The organism is Acidovorax sp., from assembly GCF_027492855.1.
GTDB lineage: Bacteria > Pseudomonadota > Gammaproteobacteria > Burkholderiales > Burkholderiaceae_C > Acidovorax.
Window position 1 is genome coordinate 1 of the sequence record NZ_JAPUDY010000064.1, and the last position, 12,390, is coordinate 12,390.

The window sequence follows — 12,390 nt, forward strand, 5'->3', positions numbered from 1 at the left end:
AACGACAAGTGGGGCATCAAGCGCGGCCTGATGACCACCGTGCACGCCGCCACCGCCACGCAAAAGACCGTGGACGGCCCGAGCAACAAAGACTGGCGCGGCGGCCGCGGCATCCTGGAAAACATCATTCCTTCGAGCACTGGCGCCGCCAAGGCCGTGGGCGTGGTGATTCCTGCGTTGAACAAGAAGCTGACCGGCATGTCCTTCCGCGTGCCCACCTCCGACGTGTCGGTGGTGGACTTGACGGTGGAACTGGACAAGGCCGCCACCTACGACGAGATCAAGGCCGAGATGAAAGCCCAGTCCGAAGGCGCCTTGAAGGGCGTGCTCGGCTACACCGAAGACAAGGTGGTAGCCACCGATTTCCGTGGCGACACCCGCACCTCCATCTTCGACGCCGACGCCGGTATTGCCCTGGACGGCACCTTCGTCAAGGTCGTGAGCTGGTACGACAATGAGTGGGGCTATTCGAACAAGTGCCTGGAAATGGTGCGCGTTATTGCCAAGTAAGCGACAATACCCAACCAGATAGCTTTCGAGAATGAAAAAGCGCTAGAAGCAACTACCCTGTTCAAGCCGGTCGCCTGCAAAGGCCACCGGCTTTTTTTTGCCCCGCTTACGGTCAGTGCGCAGCCACGGCCAGCGGCGCAGCGGCGCCCTGGGGCTGCGCCGCGGGCATGCTGGCGATGTGCACCGTGGTGGTGGGGAAGGCAAAGCCCACGCCCATGGCGTCAAGCTCGCGCATCAGAGCCAGGTTGATGGACTGCTGCATGTCCATATAAACACCGTAGGCCGGGTCGTCCACGATGTAAACGACTTCGTAGTCCAGCGAACTGGCGCCAAATGCCTTGAAATGCGCGCGGTCAAAACGCAGCTGAGGGTGCGCCTCGACGATCTTGCGCACCACGCCGGGGATCGCCTCGGCCTGCTCGGGCGTGGTGTCGTAGGTCACGCCAAACCCGAACACGATGCGCCGGCTTTCGAGCAACCGGTAGTTGCTGATGGTCTGCTTGAGCAGGTCGGTGTTGGACATCACGACCTGCTCGCCCTGCAAACTGCGGATGCGCGTGGTCTTGAGGCCGATGACCTGCACCGTGCCCGCGATGCCGCCCACCGTGATGAAATCGCCCACCTCAAACGGCTTGTCCACCGCGATGGCCAACGATGCAAACAGGTCACCCAAAATGTTCTGCACCGCCAGCGCCACGGCGATACCGCCCACACCCAGGCTGGCGACAAACGCCGTGATGTTGACCCCCACGTTCGACAAAACGGCCAGCAGCACGATGCTCCACAGCAGGGTGCGCAAGCCCCAGGACAGCAGCGTGGCCGATGCGCTCACCTGCGTCATGCCCGTGGAGGAATGGCGCTCCACGTAGCTGCTCACGCCAATGCTGATGGCACGCATCCCCCACAAGCCCATCTGCAATGCCACGGCCACGAACCACAACTGGCTCATACGGCTCTCCCAGCGGCCGGGCAGGTCCAGCAAACTCGCGCCCACCAACAGCGCCACCAGCAGCATCAAAGTGCGGCTGGTGCCCTCCAGCACCTTCACCATCGTCAGCGCCATGCCACTTTGCGACTGCGCGGCCCAACCCTTGGTGCGGCTGGTCAGCAGGTGCAAAACCCCCAGGATGGCGGCGTAGGTCGCCGACGCGGCGGCCAAGGCCACCAGCACACTCCACAGGGGAACACTGGCAATGGTGGTCTCTTGGACCCAGCTGAGAAAGGTGGATAACTGCATGCGGGAACTCTCCTCTTCGTTGTGTAAGGGGTGGGATTTTTGGGAATGGGGCCGATACGGGTTCGGCCAGTGAAGCACGTGGTGACAACCACGTGCGCGAAGCGCGGGAAACACACATTGTCACGGATCGAGACCCTGGGAGAGCCAGAGTTCCCCGAAGTCGGAAAGAGCGGATGGTTACTTCAAGCGCCCGGATTTCGTATGCAAGTGTTCGTAAGACATGCCCCACAGCCATACAGAGACCGGGCCTACGCCCTCGCTCACCCCCCTCCGGAACAATGGACCGACACCAGAACACCCCCTGGTTGCCCGCCCGAACGCTCGGTGCGGCACATCCCACAACCCCAGAGGAGTCCATCACACCATGCATTCATCCGCACTGATCCGTACCGCTGCAGCGGCCCTCACACTGGGCGCACTGGCCGCCTGTTCGTCCACCCCTGCGCCCACAGAGCAGATAGCCGTCACCCGCACCACCGTCAACCGCGTGGCCGCAGCACCTGCCGTTGCCACCAGCGCACCCGTTCAGCTGCAACAAGCTCGCGAGAAGTTCATCCAGGCCGAGAAGGCCATGGCGAAGGAGGACTATGTCACCGCGCGCCGCCTGGCAGCAGAAGCCGAAGTGGATGCCCGCGTGGCCGAGACCCGCACCAACGCCGCCAGCAATGCCGCCAACCTGGCACAGGTGCAAGACGGCATCCGCGCGCTGCAGGAAGAAATCAACCGCCGATCGCCGCGCTGACCGAGGCCACGGGCTCGAACGAACGAACAAACGCCCGCCCCGCCTTTGCCTCCATCCACTTGTTTTGAGGCCCAGCGATTGCCACAAACCCCATTGAAGGAATCTCCGACCATGCATCCATTTTTTCATCGCGCCACCGCCCTGTGCACCAGTCTGATTGCCGCAGGCCTGTTGGCAGCATGCGCAAGCACCACCCCATCGCCTGCGCTGGAAGAAGCCCGTGCGGCAGTGAACACGGCCGCCGGCAACCCTGCCGTCAACCAGTACGCACAGCTGGAACTGAAGCAAGCCACCGACGCACTCGCCAAGGCCGACCGCGTGTGGGCCGACGACCGGGATACGTCCGAAACCAACCATCTGGCCTACCTCGCTCGCCAACGCGCCGAGATCGCCACCAACGCCGCCCGCTCGCGCCAGCTCGATGCGGACATCAAACAGGCAGGCAGCGAAGCCGACCGCATCCGCCTGCAGGCACGCACACAAGAGGCCGATGCTGCCCACCGGCGTGCCCAGCAGGCCCAGCAACAGGCGATGAGTGCCGAGCAGCGCGCCGCCCAGCAACAGGCCCAGGCCACGGCGGCCATGGCCCAGGCCAACGCCGCACAAGACCGTGTGCGCGCGCTGGAAGTGCAACTGCGCGAGCTGGAGGCCCAGCAAACCGAACGTGGCCTGCTGGTCACCCTGGGTGACGTGCTGTTTGCCTTCAACAAGGCCGACCTGTCGGCCCAGGCGGCTCCGCGTCTGGACAAGCTGGCCCACTTTCTCCAGCAGTTTCCAGACCGCAAACTGCTGATCGAGGGCTACACCGACAGCGTGGGCGGTGACAGCTACAACCAGGCCCTGTCAGAGCGCCGCGCGCAAGCGGTGCGCAATGCGCTGGTGCAGCGCGGTGTGGACAGCGCCCGCATCACCGCACGTGGCTACGGCAAGGCCCACCCGGTGGCCGACAACACCTCGCCCGAAGGCCGCGCGATGAACCGCCGGGTGGAGATCGTAATTGCCGATGAAAAGGGCAATCTACGGGGGCGTTAAACCCGACGGCGGGCGCTCTAAGGTGCCCCCGTTCTCGGAATCCTGAGAGCCCCCGAAAGCCACAACATCGGTGCGCCACGCATCGTCGAAGACCGCGCCGCTCACGCAGCGCGGTTTTCTTCGAACGTTTCCGTATCCACTTCGCTCGCGTTCTGCGCGCTGTAGCGGCTGCCCACCACCGTGCGCTCGTTGATCAGATCGTCCAATTGCACCATCGTCGCAGCATCCAGCCGCACGTTCACAGCGTCCAGGTCGTCGCGCAGATGCTCTACGATCGTCGTGCCCGGTATCGGGATGATGTGCTCACCCTTGTGCAGCAACCACGCCAGCGCCAATTGGGCGGGCGTACAACCCATGCCGCGCGCAATCGCTAGGTAGCCATCGAGCAGCTTGAGGTTGGCTGCATAGGCCTCGGGCGCAAAACGCGGCATGGCGCGGCGGATGTCCTTGGCATCCAGCGTGCTCACATCACGCAAATCACCGCACAAGAATCCGCGCGCCACAGGGCTGAAGGCCACGAAGGCCGCGCCCAGTTCGCGGCAGGCATCCAGCACCGCGATCTCGGGGTTGCGCGTCCACAGCGAATATTCGGTCTGCACCGCTGCGATGGGGTGCACCGCGTGCGCGCGGCGCAGCGTGGCGGCGGACACTTCCGACAGGCCGATGCTGCGGATCTTTCCCGCACGCACCAGGTCGGCCAGCGCACCCACGCTGTCCTCGATGGGCACGCTTTTGTCCCAGCGGTGCAGGTAGTACAGGTCGATCACATCCGTCTGCAGACGGCGCAGACTGTCCTCGCAGGTCTGGCGCAGCGTGACGGGGCGGCCGTCGATCACGCGCACCAGCTTGCCGTCGCCGTTCACGTCCACGCCCTGCATGCCGCATTTGCTGGCCAGGGTGAAGCGGCTGCGGTGCGGCTTCATCACGCGGCCCACCAGGGTCTCGTTGGCACCGAAGCCATAGAGCGTGGCGGTGTCGAACAGCGTCACGCCTGCATCGAGCGCGGCCAGCAGCACACGCTCGCCCTGCTCGGCAGACACGGGCGCGCCGTAGGCATGCGAGAGGTTCATGCAGCCAAGGCCAATGGCCGAGACAGAGAAAGGTCCGAGGGTTCTTTGTTGCATACGGCAAGCTTACGCCAGGCACGGAACGCCAACAAAAGGTCGCCCTGCGCTTCGCGCTACGCAGTCTTCGCTGACGCCCGGCTGCGAAAATCCAGAGGCGTCATGCCTGTCCAGCGCTTGAATGCATGGCGAAACGCCATCGCATCGCTAAAACCCAGCGTTGCCGCAATATCGTCAACAGACAGGTCGGTGGCTGTCAAATAGTCCCGCGCCAGGGCCTCGCGCACCTGGGCCAGCAGCACCTGAAAGGACGTGTTCTCGCTGAGTAGCTTGCGCCTCAAAGTGCGCGATGTCATCCCCAGGGACAAGGCCACGTCTTCCATGCCCGGATAGACCCCCGGCACCCGCGTCAGCGCGTGATAGACCCGCTGCGCGACGCTGGTGTCCAGCTGCAGCCTGCGCAATAGACCTGCGCAGGCATCTGACATCTGCGCAGCAGTCACAGGGTTGGACAGCTTGGGGGTTTGGTCCATCCACTGCTGTGGCATGTGCAGCTCGTTCACGCCCGCGTTGAACTCCACCGTGCAGCCCAAGGCATCTTCCATGGCCTTGGCGTGGGCCGGCCGAGGACAGGCCAGCTTGATCCGCTGGTAGCGGCAACCCGGTCCCATGATGTCTTCGGTCGCCATCGCCAGGATCATGCACTGCAGCTCCAGAAAGTAGTCGAACTGCGCAGGGCTCAGCGGCACATAGGTAGGCTGCCCCCGCAGCGGCAGACTCCAAACCGCCACCTGGGCGCGGTCTTCCCATCGCAACGGGATGACGGGCGCTGCCAGGCGGTGGTACTGCACCGCCAGTGCAAACGCTTTGCGCAGTGTGGGCTGGCACAACATGGCATAACCAAACATGCCGTAGCTGGACACATGCAGGTACTTTCCCACCATCAGCGCCGCATCCGCTCGCTGGCTCAGGCGCACGAAGTTGTCGGTCACCCGCAGGTACTGAGACATGGACATCTGTGTCGCCGGGTCCATCACCTGGGCCTGCGTCAGGCCAGAACCCGCCAGCACATCGTGCGCCCGCAGTCCCAGCGCATGCGCCGCCTGCAACGTGGCGACGATCTTCAAGAGGCTGAACTGACGGGCTTCGAGATCGATCCGAGAGACCGCCATGGGAGCAGAGATATTGGAAAGCGCCATGCAGCCATTGCAACATGCGCTGAGGCCTTCCACAACGGGATCCACACGATGGTGTTGTCCGAAATGATCTGCGGAATGTCTGCTTTGATCCTTGGCAGCAATACACCCCGTGCGCAAAATTTACCTCTATCACAACAACGAACCAATGAGGCCGACGAGGACCACTGGCGCTGCCCCGGCGCCCTGCGTCTTTTCGCGGCTTCAAGGAGACAACCATGTTGATCAACCACCTCACCTCCCACGCCTGCTCCATCGACCCCGGAATGCCCGCATTCGTGCAGCTTGATGGCACCGAAATCAGCTACCCCGAGTTCGGCAACGGTACACGCCGCATCGCGGCGGGCTTGCGCAGCCTGGCACCGAAGGATGGTGCGCGCATCGGCATTCTGGCGCTCAATTCCATGGCCTACATGCAACTGATGCTGGGTGCCGCCTGGGCGGGCCTGGTGGCCGTTCCGCTGAACCTGCGGTGGTCGGTCAAAGAGCTGGCCTACGCGGTCGAAGACTCGCAGATGGATGTACTGCTCATTGACGATCCTTTCCTGTCCCTGGTGCCGCAACTGCAGGCAGCGGCACCCCGCATCCGCCACTACGTGCACGTGGGCAGCCAGCCCACGCCGCCAGGGATGTCCACCCTGGCCGCCCTGGCCGATCACCCCCCCATGGATGCGGCCCCCACCACCCCCGAGACGCTGGCTGCCGTGGTGTACACCGGCGGCACCACGGGTTTCCCCAAGGGGGTCATGCACACCCAGCAGTCCCTCATGGCCAGCACCATGAACACGGCGAGCATGGGTGTGCCGACACGCGGCACCCGCTACCTGGTGGCCGCGCCCCTGTTCCACACCGCCGGGTTCGGCCCTGCACTGGCCCAACTGCTGCAAGGCGGCACGCTGGTTCCCCTGCCCATGTTCCGCCCGGACCTGGTGATCATGGCGGCCACCCGCCTGCGCGTGGACTTCATCGGCCTGGTGCCCACCATGCTCACCATGCTGCTGGACGCCCCCGGCTTCGATGCGGCCCAGTTTGCGGGCGTCAAGCACTTTGCCTACGGGGGTTCGCCCATGCCCACGGCCACTTTGGAGCGCGTGGCCCGTGCCTTTCCCCAAGCCACGCTGACGCAGATCTACGGCATGACCGAAGCCGGTCTACCGCTGTTTTTGCTGGACCGCTGGCACCACGGTGCCAACGCACAGTTGACTGCCGCAGGGCAGGCAGGGCCCCTGTACCAAGCCAAAATCGTGGACGAAAAAGGCCGTGAACTGCCCCGTGGACAAAAGGGTGAGCTGGTCTTTACGGGGGCGGGCCTGATGCAGGGCTATCTGAACAAACCCGAAGAAACCGCCAAGGCACTGCGCGACGGCGTTTTGTATTCGGGCGATGCGGGCGTGATGGATGCGGCGGGCGTCGTGACGCTGCTCGACCGGGTCAAGGACATGATCATCTCCGGCGGAGAAAACGTGTATTCCGTCGAAGTGGAAAACGCCGTGGCCCAGCATCCCGCCGTGGCGCAATGTGCGGTGGTGGGTGTGCCCCACGCCACTTACGGCGAGGGCGTACACGCCGTGATCGTGCTCAAACCCGGCCAGACCGTGACGCTGGAAGCCCTGCGCGCCCACTGCGCCAACAGCATCGCGGGCTACAAGTGCCCCAGCAGCCTGGAGTTGCGCGACGCCATGCCGCTGTCCGCCATGGGCAAGATCCTCAAAGCAGACTTGCGCGCACCCCACTGGGCAGGCCAGGCCCGACAAGTGAACTGACGGGCATACGTGCGGGCACGGAGGCTGCGGCCCCTAACCGGCGCGAGGGCTGCGATAGGGCCACAGGTACGTTTGTGCACTTGTTTGCAATCAAATTGATAGCAAATAACATCTATACAACAAGCGCTAGCGGCTTATTTTCCTCAACATTCAATCTGCATTGAGTTGCAGTTCCAGCCCATGTAGCACCTGGTAGCACGGCAGCACCTGGGCCACACTGGCGTTGGGCTCGCGGCCTTCACGGATGGCGGCGAAGAACTCGCGGTCTTGCAGTTCGATGCCGTTCATGCTCACGTCCACCTTCGACACGTCGATCTTTTCTTCCTTGCCGTTGAACAGATCGTCATACCGCGCGATGTAGGTCGCCGTGTCGCCGATGTAGCGGAAGAAGGTGCCCAGCGGGCCGTCGTTGTTGAAGCTCAGGCTCAGCGTGCAGATGGCGCCGTTGGCGGCCTGGAGCTGGATGCTCATGTCCATGGCGATGCCAAGATCCTTGTGAATGGGGCCCTGGATGGCGTTGGCTTTGACGATAGGGCTGCCCGCCTGGTAAGCGAACAAATCCACTGTGTGGGCGGCGTGGTGCCACAGCAGGTGGTCCGTCCAGCTGCGCGGCTGGCCCAGCGCGTTCATGTTGGTGCGGCGAAAGAAGTAGGTCTGCACGTCCATCTGCTGGATGTTGAACTCGCCCGCCGTGATCTTCTTGTGCACGTACTGGTGGCTGGGGTTGAAGCGGCGGGTGTGGCCGCACATGGCGACCAGGCCGGTCTGCTTTTGCATCGCCACTACGCCTTCGGCGCCCCGGAGGCTGTCGGCCAGCGGAATCTCGACCTGCACATGTTTGCCCGCTTCCATACAGGCAATCGACTGGCTCGCATGCATCTGTGTGGGGGTGCACAGGATGACCGCGTCCACCTCCTTGATCGCCAGGCTGTCCTTCAGCTCCGTGGTGACGTGCTTGATGCCGTATTTGTCGGCCACTTCCTGGGTCTTGGCCAGATCGCGGCTGATGAGCGAGACGACTTCCACGCCATCGATGTTTTTGATGCCGTCCAGGTGCTTGATGCCGAAGGCGCCAGCGCCTGCGAGTGCGACTTTGATGGTCATGGGTATGTCCCTTCAGGTGTTCTCAAGAATCAGGTGGCCCACGGCGGTGTTCGACGCGGGCACATGGTAGAAGCGATGCGCCACCTTCGGCGGCTTGCCGCCCGCCACATCGGACATCGCGCCGCGCGCGATGAGCCACATCACAAGCTCGATGCCCTCGCTGCCCGCCTCGCGCACATAGTCGATGTGCGGAATGTTGGCGGCGGCCTCGGGGTCGTGGATGAGCTTGTCGAGGAAGGCGTTGTCAAACTCTTTGTTGATGAGCCCGGCGCGCGGCCCCTGCAACTGGTGGCTCATGCCGCCCGTGCCCCAGATGTGCACGTTGAGGTCTTCGTCATAGCTCTCCACCGCACGGCGGATGGCCTGGCCCAGGTGGTAGCAGCGGCGGCCGCTGGGCACGGGGTACTGCACCACGTTCACTGCAAACGGAATCACCGGACAGGGCCATGCGCCCTTCACAGGGTCTTGCTCGCCAAACATCAGCGACAGGGGTACGGTGAGGCCGTGGTCCACGGCCATCTTGTTGACGATGGTGAGGTCAAAGTCTTGCTGGATGACCGACTGCGCGATGTGCGCGGCCAGGTCGGGGTGGCCGATCACCTTGGGCACGGGGCGCGGGCCAAAACCTTCGTCGGCCACTTCGTAGTCGGCGGCGGTGCCGATGGCGAAGGTGGGAATCAGGTCCAGGCTGAAGGCCGTGGCGTGGTCGTTGTAGACCAAAAAGATCACGTCGGGTGGGTTGTCTTTGATCCACTGCTTGCCAAAGTCGTAGCCCGCGAACACGGGCTTCCAGTAGTCTTCGTGGGTCTTGCCCAGGTCCATGGCTGCGCCAATGGCGGGCACATGCGACGTGAACACGGAGGCGGTGATTTTGGCCATTGTCAAAGTCCTTCTTTCTTGCCCGCGCTACCTTGCGGCTGTCGGTGCGCCTGTGCGTCGCCGTCTTCGCCGATCACGCGGTTGCCGTGGGCCGAGCGGCCGCCGTTGATCATCATGTTGCGGTATTCCTCTTCGGTCATGCCGGTCATGCTGCCCGCCATCTGCTGAAAACTCTTGCCGTCGGTGGAGCCGATCTTGGCCAGAAAGTAGATGTTGCCGCCCAGGCGGATGCACCAGTTCAGGTCGCGCGCGAGCACGGCCTGTTTTTGCTCTTCGGTCATGACCCACTCGTCCAGGTAGGCGCGTTCGTTGGCCTTGAAGCGGGCGCGGTTCTCGGCCTTCATCAGGCTCATGCAGAACTGGTTGAGCCAGTAGCCCTTGCGGCTTTGCTCTGCGTCGAAGATGGTCGTGCCGGGCACGTCCAGATAAGGTTTGTCGAGTGCCATCTCAGACCTCCTCGGGCCAATAGAGCTTCATGGGATTGGTGACCAGCAACTTTTGCTGCAACTCGGCCGTGGGCGCAATGTGCGGGATGAAGTCCACCAACAGGCCGTCGTCGGGCATGTGGTCCTTGAGGTTGGGGTGCGGCCAGTCGGTGCCCCAGAGCACACGGTCGGGGAACTCCTCGACCACCTTGCGCGCAAACGGCACCACGTCCTGGTAGGCATTTTGCTCGCCGTTCAAAGCCTTGGGGCCGGTTACGGACAGGCGCTCGGGGCAAGTCACCTTGCTCCACACATTGGGGTGCTGGCGCATGAATTGGAGGAACAGCGCGAACTCTGGCCCGTCCACCGGCTTGCTCACATCAGGCCGACCCATGTGGTCCACCACCACGGTGGTGGGCAGTGCGGTGAAAAAATCCCACAGCTCGGGCAGGTCCACCGCCTCGAAGTAAATCACCACATGCCAGCCGAGCTTGGCGATGCGGCCTGCAATCTCCATCAACTCGTCTTTGGGCGTGAAATCCACCAGGCGTTTGACGAAGTTAAAGCGCACGCCACGCACGCCAGCATCGTGCATCGCCTGCAATTCGCCATCGGTGACCGAACGCCTGACGGTGGCCACGCCGCGTGCCTTGCCGCCGGAGTGCACCAGCGCATCAAGCATGGCGCGGTTGTCCGCCCCGTGGCAGCTGGCCTGCACCACCACGTTGCGCGCAAAACCGAGGTGGTCGCGCAGTGCGTAGAGCTGCGCCTTGCTCGCGTCGCACGGTGTGTACTTGCGCTCGGGGGCATAGGGGAACTCGGCACCGGGGCCGAACACATGGCAGTGGGCATCAACGCTGCCTGCGGGCACGGCAAAGCGCGGCCGACTGGGGCCTGCGTACCAGTCCAGCCAGCCAGGGGTTTTGGTGAATTCAGTCATTGTTTTGCTATTATTTTGATAGCTTGTTGCGCTTATTCAATCAGCGCAAGAGGCCAAAAACACTACAAATTAATCGATGTATTTGAGGCCCGCCTTCTCCAGGCCGGGGCGCATGTTGTACATATCAAGGCCCAGCACGCCCGATGCAAGCTTGGCGCGTTTTTCGCCTTCGAAGCTCTCGCGCTTTTGCGCAGCTTCGAGCGTGGCGGCTGCGCGCGCGGCGGGCACGCAAACCACACCGTCGTCGTCGGCCACGATCACGTCGCCGGGGGTGACCAACTGGCCCGCACACACCACGGGGATGTTGACCGAGCCCAGCGTGGCCTTGATGGTGCCCTTGCTGCTGATGGCGCGGCTCCATACGGGAAAGTTCATCTCCTGCAGCGTTTTCACATCGCGCACACCGGCGTCGATGATGAGCGCCCGCGCGCCGCGCGACTGGAAGCTGGTGGCCAACAGGTCGCCAAAGTAGCCGTCGGTGCACTCGGAGGTGACGGCCGCGACCACGATGTCGCCGGGCTGTATCTGCTCGGCCGCCACATGCATCATCCAGTTGTCGCCGGGCTGCAGCAGCACGGTCACTGCCGTGCCGCTGACTTGCTGGCCGCCGTAGATGGGGCGCATGTAGGGCTTGAGCAGGCCCACACGGCCCATGGCCTCGTGCACGGTGGCCGATCCCAGGGCGGCCAGGCCGTCTGCGGCTGCGCGGTCGGCGCGGGTGATGTTGCGGTAGACAACGCCTAGTTCGTACATGTGTGTCTCTCTCCGGTTGTGTTGATGTGATGGACTTGTGGACCCGAGGGCTCTGCGCACTCCGGGACCGTTCGGGCTGAGCTTGTCGAAGCTTGGGCGCAGCGCTTCGACAAGCTCAGCGTGAACGGGCGGAGAGTGATCAACAACGCCTACGAGGTCAGAGCCCCTTTGCCTTCAGGCGTGAATCGAGTCGGGAGAAAACGCGGCGCGTGTTGGCCTCGTAGATCTGGTGCTTGTCCTCAGCGCTCAGGATCTGGCTGGCCTCGATGTAGCGCTTGGTGTCGTCGTAATAGTGGCCGGTGGTGGGGTCGATGCCGCGCACCGCACCGATCATTTCGCTGGCAAACAGCACGTTTTTCACTGGGATCACGGTGTTGAGCAGGTCGATACCGGGCTGGTGGTACACGCAGGTGTCGAAGAAGATGTTGTTCAGCAAGTGGTCTTCGAGCAGCGGTTTCTTCATCTCTTGCGCCAGGCCACGGAAACGCCCCCAGTGGTAGGGCACCGCGCCGCCGCCGTGCGGGATCAAAAACTTGAGCGTGGGGAAATCCTTGAACAGATCGCCCTGGATGCACTGCATGAAGGCCGTGGTGTCGGCGTTCAGGTAGTGCGCGCCCGTGGTGTGAAAACACGCGTTGCAGCTGGTGCTCACATGGATCATGGCGGGCAGGTCGTACTCCACCATCTTTTCGTAGATGGGGTACCAGTGGCGGTCGGTCAGCGGCGGGCTGGTCCAGTGGCCGCC

General features: G+C 63.4%; 12 protein-coding genes and 1 pseudogene. 4 read left to right on the forward strand and 9 right to left on the reverse strand.

Going from position 1 to position 12,390, the window contains the following annotated elements; translation table 11 throughout:
- Window positions 1-510, forward strand: a pseudogene (locus Q0105_RS12115) (type I glyceraldehyde-3-phosphate dehydrogenase); the annotation flags it as partial.
- A 112-nt stretch (window positions 511-622) separates the two neighbouring features.
- Here Q0105_RS12115 and Q0105_RS12120 read toward each other — a convergent pair.
- Entirely contained in the window at window positions 623-1,747 is a 1,125-nt protein-coding gene (locus tag Q0105_RS12120) for a mechanosensitive ion channel family protein (RefSeq protein ID WP_298212082.1), read from the reverse strand.
- 364 nt (window positions 1,748-2,111) lie between these two features.
- On the opposite strand from Q0105_RS12120, the gene Q0105_RS12125 reads away from it, so the two are divergent.
- Together Q0105_RS12125 and Q0105_RS12130 are read left to right on the forward strand one after the other, a co-directional pair.
- Window positions 2,112-2,489 (forward strand): DUF4398 domain-containing protein, encoded by a 378-nt coding sequence (locus Q0105_RS12125; protein ID WP_298212084.1) that lies wholly within the window; start codon window positions 2,112-2,114, stop codon window positions 2,487-2,489.
- A 111-nt stretch (window positions 2,490-2,600) separates the two neighbouring features.
- The gene (locus tag Q0105_RS12130; RefSeq protein ID WP_298212086.1) at window positions 2,601-3,521 is read left to right on the forward strand and encodes an OmpA family protein; all 921 of its coding nucleotides are present in this window, start codon (window positions 2,601-2,603) and stop codon (window positions 3,519-3,521) included.
- Between the two features lie 101 nt (window positions 3,522-3,622).
- On the opposite strand, the gene Q0105_RS12135 is transcribed toward Q0105_RS12130, so the two are convergent.
- Together Q0105_RS12135 and Q0105_RS12140 are read right to left on the reverse strand one after the other, a co-directional pair.
- A complete protein-coding gene (locus tag Q0105_RS12135; RefSeq protein WP_298212088.1) occupies window positions 3,623-4,645 on the reverse strand; it encodes an aldo/keto reductase in 1,023 nt (340 codons plus the stop codon).
- Between the two features lie 56 nt (window positions 4,646-4,701).
- Window positions 4,702-5,757 carry an AraC family transcriptional regulator gene (locus Q0105_RS12140; protein ID WP_298212090.1) on the reverse strand — a complete coding sequence of 352 codons (1,056 nt, stop codon included), beginning with the start codon at window positions 5,755-5,757 and terminating at the stop codon, window positions 4,702-4,704.
- Window positions 5,758-5,999: 242 nt separating this feature from the next.
- Here Q0105_RS12140 and Q0105_RS12145 point away from each other — a divergent pair, with 242 nt between their 5' ends.
- The gene (locus tag Q0105_RS12145; protein WP_298212092.1) at window positions 6,000-7,544 is read left to right on the forward strand and encodes an AMP-binding protein; all 1,545 of its coding nucleotides are present in this window, start codon (window positions 6,000-6,002) and stop codon (window positions 7,542-7,544) included.
- Window positions 7,545-7,694: 150 nt separating this feature from the next.
- On the opposite strand, the gene Q0105_RS12150 is transcribed toward Q0105_RS12145, so the two are convergent.
- The 6 genes from Q0105_RS12150 to Q0105_RS12175 form a co-directional block, all read right to left on the reverse strand.
- Entirely contained in the window at window positions 7,695-8,648 is a 954-nt protein-coding gene (locus Q0105_RS12150) for a Gfo/Idh/MocA family oxidoreductase (RefSeq protein ID WP_298212094.1), read from the reverse strand.
- A gap of 12 nt (window positions 8,649-8,660) precedes the next feature.
- On the reverse strand, window positions 8,661-9,527 hold the full coding sequence (locus Q0105_RS12155) for a class III extradiol dioxygenase subunit beta (RefSeq protein WP_298212096.1): 867 nt from the start codon (window positions 9,525-9,527) through the stop codon (window positions 8,661-8,663).
- Window positions 9,528-9,529: 2 nt separating this feature from the next.
- Window positions 9,530-9,973 (reverse strand): protocatechuate 4,5-dioxygenase subunit alpha, encoded by a 444-nt coding sequence (gene ligA, locus Q0105_RS12160; protein WP_298212098.1) that lies wholly within the window; start codon window positions 9,971-9,973, stop codon window positions 9,530-9,532.
- A gap of 1 nt (window position 9,974) precedes the next feature.
- A complete protein-coding gene (locus tag Q0105_RS12165; protein ID WP_298212100.1) occupies window positions 9,975-10,892 on the reverse strand; it encodes an amidohydrolase family protein in 918 nt (305 codons plus the stop codon).
- 69 nt (window positions 10,893-10,961) lie between these two features.
- Window positions 10,962-11,645, reverse strand: a complete 684-nt coding sequence (ligK, locus tag Q0105_RS12170; protein WP_298212102.1) for a 4-carboxy-4-hydroxy-2-oxoadipate aldolase/oxaloacetate decarboxylase — start codon at window positions 11,643-11,645, stop codon at window positions 10,962-10,964.
- A 157-nt stretch (window positions 11,646-11,802) separates the two neighbouring features.
- A partial coding sequence (locus Q0105_RS12175) for an amidohydrolase family protein (protein WP_298212104.1) occupies window positions 11,803-12,390 on the reverse strand: 588 nt, incomplete at its 5' end.